Consider the following 18,266-nt stretch of genomic DNA (forward strand, 5'->3'; position numbering starts at 1 on the left):
TTTCTGCTTTTCGCAGCTCTGCAGTATGATCAAAAATACATACCCCAGCATTATTTTTAGATTAGTGTACATCTCGTTTTCTTTTTCCGTGAACCATATTAGGCTTATTTTTACCTGTAGCAAAAGTTCCTATGCTTTCTTTGGGTGAAGCATACGTAGAATTCCAATGAAGATAGTGGTATCGTAATTTCTTTAACTCAGTATTTTTCTGTTCTGCTGCTGCGTCCATTTTTGCCTGTCCTTCCTTTTGCCTTCTCTCCCATTCTGCTTTATATTGGTTAGCGTGTGGGCTTCCTGTTTCATACACGATTGCCTGCTCCTTGTATACCTCAGCTTCTATAAATTTCATAGATTCCCCTCCTTTAAAACTATAATTCCAAAGAGTTTTCTTTATATTCTCTAAAAATATAGTGTTAGATTTTGAAAAATCCTTAAACCCTTTCAATGCATCTTGGTTAATTGGTACTTCTTTTATTCTGCAAAACTCAGCCATAATATGAAGCGGAATAAAGCTGTATTGGTTGCTTACATATTTTTTATTTCCTTCTAATCGGTAATAATTTCCAAATGCCCCTGCCATTATAATCCCTGAAGTATAAAAATCGACTTTCATTTCTTCCTTTCTAAACCAGCCCTGTGAAACAATTTTTTCTTTTAGCTTTTCAAGAGGTCCTTTGCTTTTATCCACCTCAATCCGATAAGGGTGGTTCCCGTCTCCTTCCACATAGGCACCCCCCACATCACAGTGCACCCCGGGATACGTGAGTTCAATGCCTCCTTTTTTACCACTTTCAGGGGAAACTTTTGCCACTGATGAAATATCCACCAGATCAAAATTATACCGATGTTCGTCTGCCGCTACCATATGCACCACATAATTGGCTTTATTTACATCATTTAACCCTAAATCTTTAGCATCATTCTTTTGTCTTAATCCATGATGTGGAACCGTATCATAAATACCTACAAAGCGAATGTCTATCTTGGTTTGCTCTCCCAATAAACCGGCCTCTTTTAAAAGCTGTCCCAAATATCCATAGGAAGGCATTGTTTTATGGGCATAAGATTCAGACAAAGCATATCCGAATTGGTCTTCAACTTTCGTTCGTGCAGTCTTTACCAATTCACTTGTTACAGAGGTTGTTTTAGATGGATACGCAGGATACTTCACTACATGTACAAAATGTCTTGCCGCTGCGGCTCCACGGCTAAACCCAAAGACATCAAAAGTAATCGTGCTTACATAAACATTATTTTTTCCGAAAGTATTTTCTTTAATTTTTTTGATAACATCTTTTATACTTTTACGAACCTTATCCTTAATTCCCGCACTTCCCATTCCAAAGGCCGGACCTTCTGCAGCATCATCTTTTTTGTAATCACTTTCTTCGAGTATTCCACCCTGCTTTTCTGGAGCTGAATTGGTTCCTACTCCTTCCGTATAGATTTTGAAAATAGTAATTAGATCTGCTTTATAATTTTTAAACAAAATAGCCGGATTCGACAGATCGTTTTCATAGCTGCTGTCGCGGTATTTTTCATCTCCTCTGCTTTTATATATTTCCAGGGACTTATTTTTGTCGAATACCAATCCGGTGGCATTGGGAGGATTCTTACCGTCTGCTTTCTGTTTAATTTCGGTATTGTACATATTGTTCAGCGTGCCGTCAATAAAGATTCCGAAGGTGAAATCCAAACCAATTTTTGCATCTTTCGCTATAGACTCCGGTTTTCCTACCAATACAGGGTTATTTCCTACATAGGGTTTTACCATTTGTAACAGCTGATTTTTTAATCTAAGCTGTATTTTATCTTTTACCTGATCTATGGTATTGCTGTAGAGGATTCTTGCATAAAATTCATGTTCATCTTCGTTCACATAATCCATTTTATTGAGTGTTTTCTGATACACCTGTATGTTATTGAAGGTAATACGGGCATAGCCTTTTCGGTCTACCAAAGCATCATAGGTTCCCATATTCCTTGAGGTATCTTCATCATGGCCATCCGCGTATTCATCTTCATAAATGATCACTTTTATCTTGTCGTGCATCGGAATATTTCTCGTCCGAATCACTAATTTTACAGTATCTAAATAGGCTACTGCCCTGTTAACAATCTTCTCATTATTGATATCCAGCCAGTATACTTCTAAGATCATCGGCTTGGCAGGCTGAATAAACAGCTCTATAAAATAATCGTAATCTTTACCATATAGATCTACTACTGCTATTAGTTTCAGTATTTTCCCTGCCAATGTAGGGGTAAAAGTGAAGATTCCCGTGGTATTGGAGGCCAATTCTTTACCATTATCTGTGATCTTCCATTGCTTTACTTTGGGTTTTCCCGTAGCGCCCATTATGGTATAAGTATAGCTTTCATTGGCTAATGGGTGTTTTTCTCCATGAATTATCATAATTAATAAATTTTGTGTTTGTGTTTTTTGTTCACGTAAATAATATTATTTTTCGTTCATTGTCTGTAAAGAATCCATCAGTTTAACTGAATAATTTTCAAATTTTAAATTATTAAAACCATATCGCTTTTGATATTGCTTACCCCCCAAGATTCAATATTAATACTATCCACATATAATCTTTTTGATTGATATGAAACCTTAACCTTTGAAAATATCTTTGAAGAATTCCCTTTTTCTACAGAAATAGTAAAACCGTTTTTATTGGGTACTAATTCTTGAAATATATCCGGACTATCTGCATATAAAGCGTTTTTAAAAATAGCAGTATGATCATCTATACTATTATAGATTAAAAGTAAATTGCCATAAGATTCTTCAGGAAAACAATTGCCGTAAGAACTTGTATCCATATAAAAAGGTTTAGCAATTGTCATACTGTCTTTCTTATTGAAAGGCAATCCCTTTTCCACAATATAAAATCTTGAAATAAAGAGATTGTATTTTTTAACAAAGCCTATCATATCCTTTTTACAATTTTCTTCTTTAGCAGCATATCCCGAAGGAGCAAAAATTGTATCTCCTTTTCCTGGGACATCATCTGGTTGAATTTTATTACTCTTCTTACAAGAATAAAATAAAACACATAGAATCAAGCAAACAGACACATTTTTCATATCTAATTATTTCATTTCCTGATAAATTTTCATCAATTCATTCTTACTCAACTCTATTTTTGATGATACTGAATGTGTACTTTTAGAGATTAGTTTTTCATAATCAGTTTCCTTGTTTAAGCCCACTTGCAAAAATGTTCCTGTTTCAGAATACTTATTTTGTACTAAATCCATTGTTATTTTTTTATCATCCGAAAATCTTTCATCTATCTGCCGATATATCTTATAGGACAAAATATTTTTTGTAGCATTTATCAATGTCTTTGTATATCGTATTTCATCTTTTGCCTTTTGCTCAACTGAAGATAAAACTCCATTTTTATTATAGGAATAATAAATCGTCCAATTCGTAACAATAGTTTCATTTTGGGCATTCGCTGTGGTCATTTTTGCTTTTAAGATCCTAAAATTTTTGGCTATATATTTTTGTTTTGAACTAAAATACCTAAGATTTTCTAAGTTAAAAATATCTTCTAGTAAAAAATCATCCATTACATCTACTAATTCACTCATATTTCTTTTTTCAAGTAATTCTTTTTTCAAATAAGAATAATACGCATCATTTAAAAAGAACACACTTTTATCTATATCAATCGACCTATCTTTATCAAAAAAAGTGATTTCTAGCTGTCGAGATTTATCATCAGATCCTTTTATTGTAAGGATTAATTTATTTAATGTTTTTTTGCTTAATTCATAATCAGTCACTTCAAAATACCCATCTGTTCCTGATGAACTCTTAGTATAGACTAGCACTCTTTCCTTCGAATTATTATAAGAATATATATAATAAAATGTGTCTTTCTGTTTCTCATTTAATACTTCTTTAGCTTCATAATTTTCAGCAATGCCTATACTATGAAATGATTGGCCAAATAAAAACGGTTGTAATACAAATATGAAAATATAGTTTATATATTTTTGTAGATTCATAGTATTCAATTATTTAAAGTAACTTGTTAAGCATTAACTTCCAAAATATACTTTTTAAATAGTAATAGATCTTTTATTTTTCCAAATACATTTCACTAAGATATCCATTCTTAAATACCAAATCACAAAAAGCATATCTACTATCTTTTTTAACCAGCAGCCTAAAGTGTTTTTTATCCTTCATCAAACTATAAACAGAGTTCTTAAAATATTTCCCTAAGCTTTTAATCGTTGTTTTTGTATTTAATTTTAAAAAGTTATTATTCACTTTTACTCTTAAGCTCAGATTTTTATTGGGTTTGATATACGTAATGAATATATCGTCAGGAGCATTTTCATTGTAAGTAAAAATAAAATTTTCAGAAAAGACAGTGTAAAAAATATCTTGTTCTTTACAATCATAAAATGGAATATTCATTTCCTTACCTGTATATACTTTAGCACTCGTCTTTGTATCATTAACATTTTTTTTAAAAAGAGTAAATTTAGTATACAACAAATTCTTATTGATTGTAATATCTCCAAAATCTATTGTATCATATTTAGCTTGCGCATTTAAAACAATAGAAAAAATATCAATACTATTATTCGTAACTTTTTCATTTTGAGAATATCAATTCTTTTTTATCTCGACTTTTAAATATGGATAATTATATGTCTTATTTTTCGTTTTACTAACATTTGACATATTTTCCTCTTTATAGACAGCTTTCATCACACGATTATATTTATTCCTAAAATGCATGCCTCTCAATATATATTTTTCATTTGAAGCATAATAAATAAAATCATATTGCCCATCCCTGTGGTTTACGTTATTAAGTTTTTCAGCATAAAATTCAAATAGACTTCCTCCGTCATCTTTATAATAGTTAATTTTATCTATTACATTATTTTTATACCGATAAATTCCTTTTAGTATTATTTTCTGTTTTTCAAGTTGTTCAACGGATATTATTTTAAATTTTGGAGAATACATATCATGATCCCAATCTTTTATAAAAATATCATGATTAAAATATAAACAACAATCATCATAAAATCTATTGATCGGATAAAATAACAATCCTATTTTTTGTATTTCATTTTCATTTAGTATACTATTTTTGAGGTATTTATATAATTCAGAATTTGTTTTTATCTTAAAATTAAAAGGTAATATTTTTATTGTATTTTCCTTTTCAAAAAAAATAGAAAAAGAAAAATTATCATTATTTACAGCCAAAGACTCTGAACTTTCTCTTTTTAATGTATATCTCACAGTATCATTTTTATTAATGTAAACTACTTTTTCTTTAAAAATAAATAACTCATTTAGTTCTTTTCCTTCATGTAAAGAATATACTTTGCTTTGTGCATTTAAAACAATAGAAAAAAATATCAATATTATTATTTGTAACTTTTTCATTTCTTCTGTAATTTCCAAAAAATTGTTCTACCATAGGTTGTTGTAGCAACTAACCCCTCACTTTTATTTTGTTTTGTATCATAATAAAAATATCCATTTCCCCAGTTTTCTTTATTACTGAATACACTTTGAGGAATAGAATATTTTATTTTTTTTGTACCTTTCGGTGTAGAATAATGTGTATGTTCTTGATTATTCTCTGCTAATTTAATATGAGTACCTCCATCTCCGTAGGAAATATTTGCGCCATATTTGTCAATTATTTCTTTTTTATATTTTTCATATATGTCTTTCGGAATCTTAATAAACGCATACTCCCTAAATTTCGCATGAGATATTTTACCATAGGGATTGATTTCTCCAGCTCCCCAAACAAGAAAATCATCACCATCCCATAGTTCAGCTGAATAAGAATTATCACTTCCTCCATTTAAAACATCTATTAGCGCCTTACGAGTATTAGAGTCATAAGAAGTAATATTAGAATCATCTAATTGTTTTTTATCTTTTTTAGGAACAGTTGAATAAGGAATGTATTTACTATTGCCTATAGGCTCACCTTTTTCTAATAAAATTCTTAAAGTAATTTTTTTGTGCTTTGCTCTATTTGAAGCAGTATTGCTAATGCATTTTAATTCGTTATAATCATTACTCCCCGATTCTAATTTTATTATTCCAGCTACCAAACAAAAATCTTCATGAGTAATATCTAATTTCTTTGCATTCAAAAAATCTCCCTCTTCATTTCCTTTTCCATTACAAGCATATACATCATTTGCATTCCCTTTTTTCTGATTGGTAATATTTCCTTCGTATATTCCATTGTAGTTATAATAATACCCATTGAGTTTTTCTTCCACGAACGGCATCAAATGCGCCAGCACCTCCGGTCGTGCATTGTTGACATTCTGTAGATTGGGTTCGGCTGTTTGTCCGTGAAATACGATTTCTATACTCGGTGTTCCGCTTACAGCGCAAGTTGCTTTACTGTCTTCCAATAATGCTTTTCCGCCATTGTCTACCACCGTAATTTTATCATAATAGCCTTCCCATTTTGTAACAACCGGAGCACAAGGATTATTATTCATTTTGGCACAGCTTCCAAATGTATTTTTGTCGAAGGTTGAGCCAATATCTACATTCGTCGCCGTAAGCTTACTGAGACCTTCTTTATCGTTGATGTATCGTTTGCTTTGGGTTTTCACCACCAGCTTATCGGGAGTGGTGCCGAATTGGCATTTACAGATGGCTCCCTGACATACTAAATGTTTTTCTTTCATCTTATTGTGTGTTTTTAGTATATGTTGCCCGATTGTATTTAGAATAATTTTCTTATGATTATTCTCACCATTTACATCAGGCAAATTTGATGTGTTTTTATTATTTCTATAAACCCCTTTGTTGAGCTCAAGAATAATCAGCCCTACAAAGATATTTGTGCATATAACAGCCTTTGCCCGTTATTTTGTTTGTGGATGAATCAGTAAGATGATCTCGGTACTTTTCTATTGTCAACAGAAATTGAGGATCGAAAATTGAAGTGTTTATAGCACTATGCAGAATTAAAATGTATCATCATATCAATGTGTTTTATGTGTTTGGTATATCAAATATAAGATTTTTGATGATATATTTCAATATAAACCTTACATTCTTCCTTATTATAAAACGTTGACAGATTGCCTTCTACAGAAAATATACTGTTCGTTTCCTTATCCAGTTTATAAATTAAATCCAGACAACCTTTCTCCAGCCCTACCTCTGCATTGTTTTGCTCGCCTCTTATTTGGATGACTATTTTACCCTGTTCTGTATAGGTCTTTTGCAAAGAAAAAAAAGCATCAAATGAAACCATTTCATCAATTGCAGAAAAGTAAAAACTCAGTTCTTCTTTTTTCTGATAATCAGGATAAGATCCATACAATGGTAAAAAGAAAATGGAATAAAAAATATTATAATCCAATACCTCGCGGCCGTTTCCCATATTTTTATAAAAACGATCCAGTTTTTCCATAATATCCTCTGCCGTTTTTCCTTTGTAATAGGCTTGAAGCGCAGGCAGATAATTCTTATTCCAACGGCTAAGGATCTCTTTTACATTGAGGATCTTTTCTATTTTCCCTTCATTTCCCAAAGAAAGTCTCAACGGATATAATGCTTCTCCTGCGGTCTCCATTATTTTTTCAACCATAAGCTCTACTTCAATCTCATCTACATACAATTTATGTCTCTTTACAGATACTTCATTTTCCTGTTTCTTTTGAATATCAACGAGATAGTTTATTTGAATATCAGATGGATATTGCCTGATCAATACTCCATACGTAAGAATATCGAGTGTCGCAGGCATATCAATACGTGAAATCTGAACTTGCTTTTTCTCCCAATTTCTATATTTATCTGCAGGAAGATAAAGGTATTGAATGTATTTGGGAAGCGCTTCCGGAAGGATCTCATGCAAAGCACAGTGCTGGTTATGAAAGGATATTAAATCTTCATTAGCCATATCATACTCTCTGGATAGAGCGTCAATATCTACTATATTTTCAATTTTTATGGTAATAGTTTCCATTTTGTGTATTTGTTCTTGATGTATTACTAATATCGGAAATAATATGACACCAACAAAAAACCTCAAAAAGCACAGTACTTCTTGAGGTTTTCTTTTCATTTTTTTTAACCCATTCTTTTTAAACAGTTATATTTCTATTTATCCGAACAGATCTTTTACTTCTTGGGCATTGAAAGATTTACTTTCTTCATCTACAGAAATAATACTACTCGCAATTTTTTTCTTTTTTTGCTGGAGATTGATAATTTTTTCTTCTATGGTATCTTTACAAATCATTCTGTAGGCCATGACCTGCTTTTTTTGTCCGATCCTGTAGCAACGGTCTATTGCCTGGTTTTCTACCGCAGGATTCCACCAAGGATCAATGATAAATACGTAATCTGCCTCGGTAAGATTCAGTCCGGTTCCACCTGCTTTCAAACTGATTAGAAAAACACGGATATCCTCTTGGTTTTGGAAATTTTCTACCCTGTTTTGGCGGTCTTTTGTCTGCCCATCAAGATATTCATACGTAATATTATTTTCCTCGAGTCTGTTTTTTACCAATTGCAGCATTTTCACAAAACTAGAGAAAACCAATATTTTATGATTTCCTGTTTTTTCAATGATATTTTCTATTAAAATATCCAGTTTTACAGACTCCTGAGTATATTCTTCTTTGTCTGATAATATGGCGGGACTGTTGCAGATCTGTCGTAATTTGGTAAGACCTTCCAAAATATACATTTGAGATTTTCCGATGCCGTTTTCATCAATTTTATTCAAAAGAAAATCTCGATACTGATCCTTGAAAGTATCATATACTTTACGCTGCTCTTTTTCCATCTCGCAGTAAATTATACTTTCTACTTTATCGGGTAATTCTGTTGCAACCTGTTCTTTGGTTCTTCTCAAAATAAAAGGACTGATGATTTTTGAGAGTAATTCTGAGCTTTGCACATCTTTTTCCTTATCAATAGCATCAGAAAATTCTTTTTTGAAATGGGTCATATTCCCCAGTAATCCGGGATTCACAAAATTGAATTGTGCATACAGATCAAACGTATTATTTTCAATAGGGGTTCCGGTAAGAACAACTCTGTTGTACGCTTTCAAAAGCCTGACACATTTATACCTCTTAGAATTTGGGTTCTTAATCGCCTGACTTTCATCTAAAATTAAATAATTAAAATCGATATCCTTTAAAAACTCAGCATCATTTATAATAGAGCCATAAGTGGTAATGATAATATCATATTTAGTAAACTCTGTGAGTAATTCTGCACGATTCAGTCCTGTAAAAACCAGAAGCTTAAGCGTAGGACAAAATTTATTAATTTCATTCTGCCAATTAAATATAAGCGAAGTTGGCGCAATAATCAAGGACGGATTTTTTGGCTTTCTAGTAGTTTTCAAATGTTGTAGAAAAGTGATCATCTGGAGGGTTTTCCCCAATCCCATATCATCTGCCAGGCAACCTCCTAACTGATGCGTATCTAGAAAATTAAGCCAATGCAAACCATGAATCTGATACTCCCGAAGTTTAGCTTTTATTCCTTTCGGAACAGGAACTTTTTCGATGTTTTCTATGCTCTGAATCCGTTTCTTTTTTTCATAAAGATCAATCAGGAAATCGGGTTTTTCTTCTAATTCATTATACAGCTCATCAATAATACCAAACTGGAAATTAGAAATTTGCAGCCCTTCTTTTTTTATTTCGCCCACTTTAAAATAACCGGCGAATTTATCCATCCAGTCTTTGGGCATAATACCGATGCTTCCATCTCCCAACACTACAAAATTGGATTTTTTAACGAATGCTTTCTGTAAGTCTTTTAATGAAAGCTTCTGATCTCCAAAAGAAACATCAATACTTATGTCGAACCAATCGATATCCGACTTTACAGAAACACTTATGGATGCTTTATTGAGATTATATTTAAATGATTTCAGCTCTTTAGCTCCCAATAATTTAATGTTTTGATTTCTCAATTTTTCGGAAGCCTCTAAAAACCAAAAATCTTCCATTAACTGAGATGCGTTGAGATGAAATATACCTTCTTGATCCTGAAAATCCGGATGCAGTTGTAAAAACTCTTCCCGAAGCTGGTTTTCTAAAGCTATATTACGCTCCAAATAAGAAAAACCGCCTTTTTCATTGATTGAAAAACGAAGTTCTTTGCTTTCTATATCAATTAATTTTTCAGGATATTGCACGGCAAGCGTAAAACTCACCATTTCATCTGCATCTTCAATATATACTTGCTTTTCTAAACCATTTTCATCTGTCTTGCTCTTGATATTTTTGAAATTATCAGTTTTTATCTGATATTTTTGAGACAACGGAGATAAGATTTTTTCTTTAAAAGTAATTGCATTTTTCTTAATATAATTGGTCTGCGGATGATGTATATAATACTGTAAATCTGCAGAAAAGGCCGGGCTTTTTATAGGATAAATCTCATTATCTTTCTTGATGAATAACGGAGTTATTTGCAGTTTTGAAGAGTCTGTTTTATAGGTTTGATCCCCAATTTTTATTTTCGGTTCCAACTGATAGAATAAAGGATCTTCACTAAACTGAAATACCATTTCCAATTCTTTCTCAACAATAAAAAGTGCATCTAAATTTTTACGGGTATATGTATTTCTCTCCTGATGAGCAAAAAGAGAATAGTCTTTCAGTAAAGAAATCAATTCACTAAAACTATGAATGGCCTTTGAAAAATCATCTGCCCTATCAAGTCTGTATAAAATTTTTGACAGTTTGTAGCTTTTTAAAATAACTTGTATAAACTTTTCATCATAATTATTAATACTACTATCCAAAGAATAGTAAGAAATTTCTTTGAAATGAGTCGCCAGCTCTGTTCTTTCCTTGTTAAATTTACCTGTTACAGGCACAAATCCAACAAAACCGTTCCTGTCAAATTCAAAAACTAAAGCTTCCCCGTATGCCGATTGTTTTTCAGAATCCGGTATTCTATAATTGGGTTGGTTTAATATTTTAGAAAAATCACTTTCGTAAGGAGTATCTATTCTATGAAGATTGGGAAACTTACTCGTTGCAAAGAACCCTTGATCATTAAGCTTAAAATCAAAATATTTTTGATAGTCATCCTGTAGATCGAGACCATAATCTGCTAAAAAATTTGATTTTTTATTCTCTAAGTAATTCTCATTAAAATAATCATTTCCAAATATTTGCATTATTTTTTCAAAAGCAGGATAAAGATGCTGGCAATACTTTTTTTGGAATTTCTTTTTACAAGTACAGGATACTTTTAACGTACTGTTTTTTTTGTAATAAGTAAAAGTTTGCTTTTCCCGTTCCCAATTATTCGCCTGTACAACAATACTGTTTGAAACTGCATCAATTATAAAAACTTGATGATAAGAGTTTCCTCCTCCGTTGCTCTGCAATTCTTTTCTTATTTTTTCATCATCAATGATTCCATTTTCCAACGTAAAACTCAAACTGTTATCTTCTTTTTTTAAAACATCTGCACTACTTACAAACTGAGCCTTTTGGCGGGGTTTTGTATTATCCTTTTTTTCTTCTTTAAAAATCAATGCCAATTTCTCTAAAGAAGCTACGCCATGTTTACAAATCCCATCATAATCATACGGGCAAGAGCAATCTACGGTAATGATATCATCACAATAAATCTCAATGATGTAGGGCTTCTTTGCAGAGCCTTTATATTCAAAAACAAAATTGTTATTGTTTATAGATTTTAAAACAGGATAAATTTGCATAGATCTGTTAATACTTGAAGAATTTGCATTATTCAGAATAAATTTAGCAATGTTAGAAATTTTAGTTTCAGCCATTTTTTATAGTGTTTTTATCATACAAATGAAGCCATTTAAAAGTTAAATGGCTTCATTTATTATTCACAAAAGTTTTATTTTACTCCTTACGTTTTAGGATTTCAATTCCTTGATCATAATAAATTTACCTAAAAAGAATATTCTAATTCTGCTTACTATAGCAAGGTTTTCAATACAATTAACTTAATGTTAAAGATATTTCGTTTCTTTTGTGAGTTATTTTTCAGGAAGCTACCTAAATAACTTCGTCAATATTATAATTTTTGTGTTCACGATTTGTTCTGATAATCATTTCGCCTAAAAATCCTGCGATAAAAAGCAGCGTTCCCATGATCATCATCGTTAAAGCAATGAAAAACCACGGATTATTGGTGATCAGATGACCATAAATTCCTCTTGCCACATCAATGAGTTTTGAAACTCCCAACCAAAGCGCAGAAAGAAAACCAAGGATAAACATCATGGTTCCTACCGCTCCAAAGAAATGCATGGGCCTTCCTCCAAAACGACTTACAAACCAAAGGGTTACCAAATCTAAAAAGCCACGGATAAATCTTTCCGTTCCGAATTTTGATGTTCCGTAAGGTCTTGCCTGATGTTGAACTTCTTTTTCCGTAATTCTTCTGAAACCTGCATTCGCAGCCAAAACAGGAATGTAACGGTGCATATCTCCATACACATCAATCGTTTTTACCACCTGTTTTTTATACGCTTTTAGTCCACAATTGAAATCATGAAGCTCAACGCCTGAAACTTTTCGGGCGGCTGCATTGAATAATTTTGATGGCACATTTTTCGTCATCACATTATCAAAACGCTTCTTTTTCCAACCTGAAACGATGTCGTAATTTTCTTTAATTACCATGTCGTACAACTCAGGGATTTCTTCAGGAAAATCCTGTAAATCAGCATCCATTGTGATGATTACATCTCCATTTGTTCTTTCAAAAGCAGCGTGTAATGCTTGCGATTTTCCGTAATTTTTGGAAAACTTAATTCCATGAATTTGAGGATGTTGTATTTTTAAGTTTTCGATAATACTCCACGATAAATCCGTACTTCCATCATCCACAAACCAGATTTCATAAGATAAATTATTTGTGACGCAAACAGTATTAATCCTTGAAAAAAGCTCTTCCAAAGAGTCCTCTTCATTAAGTAACGGAATAACTATAGATAGATTCATTTAATTTTAATAAAAATTATTCTTGATTTTCTTGATTTATTGGTTCCTCGTGAACACTTCTTGTTCTGAAAAATGCTCCAAAAAACAATGACAAAACTACGTAAAATATAAGAATTGCTGCAAAATATCCCGAAAAATGACTTGCCGTAAGCATATCTTTTCCTTTAACAGCTGCCGGAGTAAAACTCTGAAGTCTTTCTTTATATTTTTGGTCTAGCTCATCAATATCCTTTTGATGCTTCATAATCTTCCTTGCAGAAGTGTATTCTTTATCCAATTCAGATTTCTGAGTGTGAACATATTGGTAATTCAACAGGCTTTTTGCCTGCGGATCTACAAAATTTAAAAATGCATAAATACTGAAGATCGAAAGAATCCCTCCAATAAACATTGGAATGAATGCTCTCTTAAAAGCTTGTCTAAAATTCAGTCGGTGGTTGTTCCAATAGACTTTTACCGACCAAAATGCACCCCCTGCATATAAAAGAGGCAACACGAAAGCATTGGCTTTCAACGAAATATCAAAGTAATGTATTCCCGAGAAAAAGAAGTATACTATGAAAAAAACAATCATAGTGGCTATAAAAAGTATAATTCCTATTGTTGATGGACTTTTAGTCATGTTTAATTTTTTTGAAAAATTTTGAAAAATTATAAGTCTAAATTTCAGCAATTTAGCTTCAATAAAGGATTTTTCAGTTTATTTTTCTTTGATTTTATTTTGAAGTTTATAAAAAATTCCTACCTTTGCAACGGCAAGTCCTAAACAACCAGCTCCTAAGAACCCTCCAGGGTGGGAACGCAGCAAAGGTAATTGGTCGTAGCGGTGTGATTTAGGTAGCTTGCCATTTTTTTTATTTTAAGTTGAACAGAGGTAATTTTAGAATTATCTTTTTTTGTTTCTATACTTTTCAACATTTCAATTATCATTTTCAAATTACCTTTTACTCTTTACTTAAAATTCGAACTCCTCTCCTAACTTAGGCAATACAAGTTCTACATTTTTATCTGCAAAATGCTTCAAAGCACTTTCATGATTAATTTCAATAGCAGGGAAAGTATCAAAATGACATCCAATTACTTTTGGCGTTTTCAATAATTCTGCTGCTGCAAAAGCTGCTTTTTTCGGACACATGGTATAGTGACTTCCAATGGGTAAGATTGATAGATCAAGGTTACCGTAAAGCCTTGGAAATAGCTCCATATCTGCCATTACTCCTGTATCTCCTGCCATGTAGATGTTCTTTCCTTCAGGTAATCTGAAAATATATCCTACAGGAACGCCTCCATAGCTTCCATCCGGGAAAGAACTTGTGTGATGAGCCGGTACCATGGAAATTTTAAGATCGTCGATTTTTGCCGACCCTCCTAAGTTTACATCATCTCTGTTTTTAGCTGTCTTGAAATATCCACAAACTTCAGGAACCGCAATAATGGTAGCTTCCGGGTGAAATTGTAAAACTTCTTCCACATCTGCAATATGATCGCCGTGTGCGTGAGTTAATAAGATATAATCAATCTTTTGAGCTGAAATGTCAAATCCTGATTCTGCTTTTTTATAGTTATAAAAAGGGTCGCTCAAGATCGTTTTGTCTTTATACGTGAACAAAAAACAGTTTTGTCCTAAAAATTGTATTTTCATTTTTAAAGTTATTTTTAAATTAATTTTTAAATATTTAAACACAAATAACTCAAATATTTTCCACGAATAACACTATTAAAATTTTAGTGAAAATCTGTGTAAACATTAGTGTTATTTGTGTTTTATTTAAATGCTAAGAGCATTATGATACCTAAGTTTATAAGAGTGAAAGCCTAATTATTTATTTAAAAAAATTAAGTCCAATCGCTGTAAGAATCGCCATTGTAAATGTTAAAATTCCGACTTGTTTTAAGAACGGATCTAATTCTTTAGGCTCTTTTACGGCCATTATTTTTCTTCTCAGTTTTGCAAACGGAATCAACAGGATCATTACAATGAAAACGTAATAATTTTGCGTTTGAATAAAGCCATTCATTCCTAGAAATATCATAATCAAGATCAAAGGAAGTTGCAATAAGATCATCTCGTATACCATTGCATTTCTGAATCCTATTCTTAATGCAAAGCTGTTTTTTCCTGATAATCTATCACTTTCAATATCTCTCATATTGTTCAGGTTAATCACCGCCATACTCATCATTCCTACAGCCGCTCCCGGTAATAACATATCCCAACTGAATGTTTTTGTAAACAGAAAATAACTTCCGCAAACTGAAACCAATCCAAAAAAGATAAATACGAAAAGATCTCCTAATCCCATATATCCATAAGGTTTTTTACCAACGGTATACCCTATTGCCGCTAAAATACATGCAACACCCAATCCTATGAAAATGTAAAATTCATTCATATAATTTGGAATGAAAGCCACATACAATAAAGCAATAGTCACTACAAAAGCTAGTATAGCAACCAAGATCACCGCATTTTTCATTTGCTTTGCTGTAATTCTCCCTGAAGCTACTGCTCTGGATTCTGCTTCACTAATTCTTTTGGCATCCGTTCCTTTTACTCCGTCACCATAGTCATTAGCATAGTTTGAAAGCACCTGATACAACAAAGTTACCACCAATGCCAATGCAAAAATTTTCCAGTCCCAAAGTCCACCTTCACCCCAAAGTCTCCACTTTGCAATGAAAGCTCCCATGATAATTCCGCTTAAAGAAAGCGGTAAAGTTCTTAGCCTTGCGGCTTTTATCCAATCCTTCATATGTATAAGTAATGGGCAATTGGTAATAAGTAATGCCTATATTGCTCATTTCTTATTACCAATTACTTATGTTAAGATATCCATTTATTTTCTCCGAAGTCCGGCTTTCTTTTTTCTAAGAATGCATTTCTTCCTTCTTTTGCTTCTTCCGTCATATAAGCCAAACGCGTAGCTTCACCAGCAAATACCTGCTGACCTACCATTCCATCGTCTGTTAAGTTCATTGCGAATTTCAGCATTCTGATAGACGTTGGAGATTTAGCTAAAATTTCCTGAGCCCATTCGTAAGCCGTATCTTCTAATTCGTCGTGAGGAATTACCGCATTGACCATCCCCATTTCCAACGCTTCCTGAGCAGAATAATTTCTCCCTAAAAAGAAGATTTCACGAGCTTTTTTCTGTCCAACCATTTTTGCCAAATACGCTGAACCATAACCTCCGTCAAAACTTGTAACATCAGCATCCGTCTGTTTGAAGATAGCGTGTTCTTTGCTTGCCAACGTAAGGTCACAAACTACATGCAGTGAATGCCCACCGCCAACAGCCCATCCCGGAACAACCGCGATAACAACTTTCGGCATAAAACGAATCAAACGCTGAACTTCTAATATATTTAAACGATGTCTGCCGTCTTCCCCTACATACCCCTGCTGCCCTCTTGCTTTTTGGTCTCCTCCACTACAGAATGCCCAACCACCGTCTTTAGGACTTGGCCCTTCACCCGTAAGCAAAACAACGCCTATTGAAGAGTCTTCAGAAGCGTCATAAAAAGCATCATATAATTCTGAGGTAGTTTTTGGACGAAAAGCGTTTCGAATTTCTGGTCTGTTAAAAGCAATTCTTGCTACACCATTGCATTTTTTATACGTAATATCTTCGTATTCTTTGACGGTTTTCCACTCGATCATCTTGTAAAAATTTTCTCAAAGATACGGAATTACAGAGAATTTTAACATTGATTTTTGATGATAGTCATTGGGAAATTTGTTGATTTTTTTAGTTTGATTTAGATGATTCTGATTTTTTTTGAATACTATTAATCTAACGCTAAGAATACTAAGTATCTTTACATTATTGAAGAGGTTTTCAATTACAAAGAAAGAAGACTGGATGAATAATTTATAAAAGATAGATTTCTCCTTCGTCGAAATAACAAAACTTGTGGTTCTTTTTTTTCTCTCGTAGATTTTGCATCTTTACACAAATGATTGTGTTTATTTGTCGCATTTATATTTTTTAAGTTTTGGCTAAAGCCAAATTGTATGTTCTATTTTTCTAAACGGGCTGAAGCCCGTTCCTATTGATACGTTTTAATGATTTATTTTTTAAAAAAAATGTCGGATTCTTCTTTATGTTTTTAATTCGTTTGAAATATTAAAACAAAAAAAACCGGAACACAATTGCTCCGGTTTTGATTTTTAACCTTTAAGATTAAAAAGTATTATTTTGCCTTAGCCGAAAGTTCAGCTTCTTTAGCTTTCATTTCAGCAGCTTTTGTTGGATTTTTAGTGATATTATAAATATCTTTTAACGTTGAAACCGCATCTAAACTTGTAGGATTAGCCTGGTACCATTTTTCAGCATAAGGAAGAGCTTTGTTGAATCTCTCTTTTCTAGCTTCAATTAATTTGGTAGCATCATCCGGCTTTGTTTTTCTAAGCGCATTGATTTCTTCTACTGCTTTTGTATCGTCACCAATAGCTGTATACACTAAATTTTGATGAGCGTTATTAGATAGTTTAGGATCAGCTGAACCTAATTCAAGTGCTTTCTGGAACGAAGCTATTGCATCGTTTGTAGTTGCAGGATCTTTAGATTGCAATACTCCTAAATTATACCAATTCGTAGCATCATTAGGGTTTTTAGCCAATTGCTCCTTTAAATTCTGCATGAATTTATCTGTATTTCCAGAAGCATAAAGTGCTGTTCCCTGCAATTCTTTAAGTTTAGCATTATTTGGATATTTAGCTAATCCTTTCTCGATAATCGCAATTGCTTCATCGTGCTTCTTAGTATTTAAAAGTAGCGTAGATAACGTTTCATACAAATCTGGTTCAACACTTGGAGACTCCTCAGTTTTAAAATCAGAAAAGTCTTTTGAAGAAGATTTCTTCAATAGCTCCCAAGTACTCTTGTCATAAGGAGTAACCTTTCCTGTTTTGTTTTCTTTTGCAGTATACGTTGTCTGAACTCCTGTATATCCTGAATTAATTAATTCTTTATAGATCTTAATCGCCTCTTCGTTATTATTTGCTAAAGCATAACTCAATCCTCCATAGTACATATACGTTTTGTCGTCTTGACCATTCGTTTTCAACAAGTTATAAACTTCTAAAAACTTAGGACCAGCAACCGCATAATTTTTTACACTATAAGCATCCATTGCTGCTTTATTAGCAACCTGTAACTTAGCGTTTACATCTTCTTTTTGTCCGAAAACTAAAGCTGATGCTACGATAGCCATACCTAAAATTAGTTTCTTCATAATCACTATTTTATATTAATTGT

General features: G+C 32.5%; 14 protein-coding genes and 1 other RNA gene. 1 reads left to right on the forward strand and 14 read right to left on the reverse strand.

Translation table 11 applies throughout. The features are described from left to right. Nucleotides 1–61 precede the first annotated feature (61 nt). The 10 genes from AMQ68_RS02890 to AMQ68_RS02935 form a co-directional block, all read right to left on the reverse strand. On the reverse strand, nt 62–2,416 hold the full coding sequence (locus AMQ68_RS02890; protein ID WP_054509110.1) for a DUF2235 domain-containing protein: 2,355 nt from the start codon (nt 2,414–2,416) through the stop codon (nt 62–64). Between the two features lie 104 nt (nt 2,417–2,520). After that, nucleotides 2,521–3,093, reverse strand: coding sequence for a hypothetical protein (locus AMQ68_RS02895; protein ID WP_054509111.1), 573 nt, complete (start codon nt 3,091–3,093; stop codon nt 2,521–2,523). Between the two features lie 6 nt (nt 3,094–3,099). Then, entirely contained in the window at nt 3,100–4,026 is a 927-nt protein-coding gene (locus tag AMQ68_RS02900; protein ID WP_054509112.1) for a hypothetical protein, read from the reverse strand. A gap of 73 nt (nt 4,027–4,099) precedes the next feature. After that, complete coding sequence (locus AMQ68_RS02905; protein ID WP_123905587.1) at nt 4,100–4,444, reverse strand: hypothetical protein; 345 nt, start codon at nt 4,442–4,444, stop codon at nt 4,100–4,102. A 195-nt stretch (nt 4,445–4,639) separates the two neighbouring features. Beyond that, entirely contained in the window at nt 4,640–5,434 is a 795-nt protein-coding gene (locus AMQ68_RS02910; RefSeq protein ID WP_054509114.1) for a hypothetical protein, read from the reverse strand. Beyond that, the gene (locus tag AMQ68_RS24785; protein ID WP_082383950.1) at nt 5,431–6,714 is read right to left on the reverse strand and encodes a DUF4280 domain-containing protein; all 1,284 of its coding nucleotides are present in this window, start codon (nt 6,712–6,714) and stop codon (nt 5,431–5,433) included. The genes AMQ68_RS02910 and AMQ68_RS24785 overlap by 4 nt, the downstream gene beginning before the upstream one ends. A 326-nt stretch (nt 6,715–7,040) precedes the next feature. Further along, the gene (locus AMQ68_RS02920) at nt 7,041–8,006 is read right to left on the reverse strand and encodes a hypothetical protein (protein ID WP_054509115.1); all 966 of its coding nucleotides are present in this window, start codon (nt 8,004–8,006) and stop codon (nt 7,041–7,043) included. A gap of 138 nt (nt 8,007–8,144) precedes the next feature. Then, nucleotides 8,145–11,819 (reverse strand): DEAD/DEAH box helicase, encoded by a 3,675-nt coding sequence (locus tag AMQ68_RS02925; protein ID WP_054509116.1) that lies wholly within the window; start codon nt 11,817–11,819, stop codon nt 8,145–8,147. Between the two features lie 235 nt (nt 11,820–12,054). Further along, a complete protein-coding gene (locus AMQ68_RS02930) occupies nt 12,055–13,005 on the reverse strand; it encodes a glycosyltransferase family 2 protein (protein WP_054509117.1) in 951 nt (316 codons plus the stop codon). Between the two features lie 16 nt (nt 13,006–13,021). Beyond that, nucleotides 13,022–13,627, reverse strand: a complete 606-nt coding sequence (locus AMQ68_RS02935; protein WP_054509118.1) for a DUF4199 domain-containing protein — start codon at nt 13,625–13,627, stop codon at nt 13,022–13,024. A 131-nt stretch (nt 13,628–13,758) separates the two neighbouring features. Between AMQ68_RS02935 and ffs the strand changes: the two genes are divergently transcribed. Further along, nucleotides 13,759–13,856, forward strand: an RNA gene (gene ffs / locus AMQ68_RS24680) — signal recognition particle sRNA small type. A gap of 104 nt (nt 13,857–13,960) precedes the next feature. Here the strand turns inward: ffs and AMQ68_RS02940 are convergent. The 4 genes from AMQ68_RS02940 to AMQ68_RS02955 all read right to left on the reverse strand — a co-directional run bounded on the left by AMQ68_RS02940 (nt 13,961) and on the right by AMQ68_RS02955 (nt 18,243). Next, the gene (locus tag AMQ68_RS02940; RefSeq protein ID WP_054509119.1) at nt 13,961–14,647 is read right to left on the reverse strand and encodes a metal-dependent hydrolase; all 687 of its coding nucleotides are present in this window, start codon (nt 14,645–14,647) and stop codon (nt 13,961–13,963) included. A 181-nt stretch (nt 14,648–14,828) separates the two neighbouring features. Continuing rightward, nucleotides 14,829–15,758: a 1,4-dihydroxy-2-naphthoate octaprenyltransferase gene (menA, locus tag AMQ68_RS02945; RefSeq protein ID WP_054509120.1), complete on the reverse strand. Its 930-nt coding sequence runs from the start codon at nt 15,756–15,758 to the stop codon at nt 14,829–14,831. Between the two features lie 71 nt (nt 15,759–15,829). After that, nucleotides 15,830–16,666, reverse strand: coding sequence for a 1,4-dihydroxy-2-naphthoyl-CoA synthase (locus AMQ68_RS02950; RefSeq protein WP_054509121.1), 837 nt, complete (start codon nt 16,664–16,666; stop codon nt 15,830–15,832). Between the two features lie 533 nt (nt 16,667–17,199). Further along, complete coding sequence (locus tag AMQ68_RS02955) at nt 17,200–18,243, reverse strand: tetratricopeptide repeat protein (RefSeq protein WP_054509122.1); 1,044 nt, start codon at nt 18,241–18,243, stop codon at nt 17,200–17,202. Nucleotides 18,244–18,266: the final 23 nt, after the last annotated feature.

Origin of the sequence: Chryseobacterium sp. ERMR1:04 (assembly GCF_001297705.1) — a bacterium.
Lineage (GTDB): Bacteria > Bacteroidota > Bacteroidia > Flavobacteriales > Weeksellaceae > Chryseobacterium.

Bases quoted from the DNA above. Each gene is read 5' to 3' on its own strand.
- AMQ68_RS02930 (WP_054509117.1), bottom strand. From the start codon at position 13,005: ATGAATCTATCTATAGTTATTCCGTTACTTAATGAAGAGGACTCTTTG.
- AMQ68_RS02900 (WP_054509112.1), bottom strand. From the start codon at position 4,026: ATGAATCTACAAAAATATATAAACTATATTTTCATATTTGTATTACAA.
- AMQ68_RS02950 (WP_054509121.1), bottom strand. From the start codon at position 16,666: ATGATCGAGTGGAAAACCGTCAAAGAATACGAAGATATTACGTATAAA.
- AMQ68_RS02920 (WP_054509115.1), bottom strand. From the start codon at position 8,006: ATGGAAACTATTACCATAAAAATTGAAAATATAGTAGATATTGACGCT.
- AMQ68_RS24785 (WP_082383950.1), bottom strand. From the start codon at position 6,714: ATGAAAGAAAAACATTTAGTATGTCAGGGAGCCATCTGTAAATGCCAA.
- AMQ68_RS02935 (WP_054509118.1), bottom strand. From the start codon at position 13,627: ATGACTAAAAGTCCATCAACAATAGGAATTATACTTTTTATAGCCACT.
- AMQ68_RS02905 (WP_123905587.1), bottom strand. From the start codon at position 4,444: ATGAATATTCCATTTTATGATTGTAAAGAACAAGATATTTTTTACACT.
- AMQ68_RS02895 (WP_054509111.1), bottom strand. From the start codon at position 3,093: ATGAAAAATGTGTCTGTTTGCTTGATTCTATGTGTTTTATTTTATTCT.
- AMQ68_RS02940 (WP_054509119.1), bottom strand. From the start codon at position 14,647: ATGAAAATACAATTTTTAGGACAAAACTGTTTTTTGTTCACGTATAAA.
- AMQ68_RS02890 (WP_054509110.1), bottom strand. From the start codon at position 2,416: ATGATAATTCATGGAGAAAAACACCCATTAGCCAATGAAAGCTATACT.
- AMQ68_RS02925 (WP_054509116.1), bottom strand. From the start codon at position 11,819: ATGGCTGAAACTAAAATTTCTAACATTGCTAAATTTATTCTGAATAAT.
- AMQ68_RS02955 (WP_054509122.1), bottom strand. From the start codon at position 18,243: ATGAAGAAACTAATTTTAGGTATGGCTATCGTAGCATCAGCTTTAGTT.
- menA (WP_054509120.1), bottom strand. From the start codon at position 15,758: ATGAAGGATTGGATAAAAGCCGCAAGGCTAAGAACTTTACCGCTTTCT.
- AMQ68_RS02910 (WP_054509114.1), bottom strand. From the start codon at position 5,434: ATGAAAAAGTTACAAATAATAATATTGATATTTTTTTCTATTGTTTTA.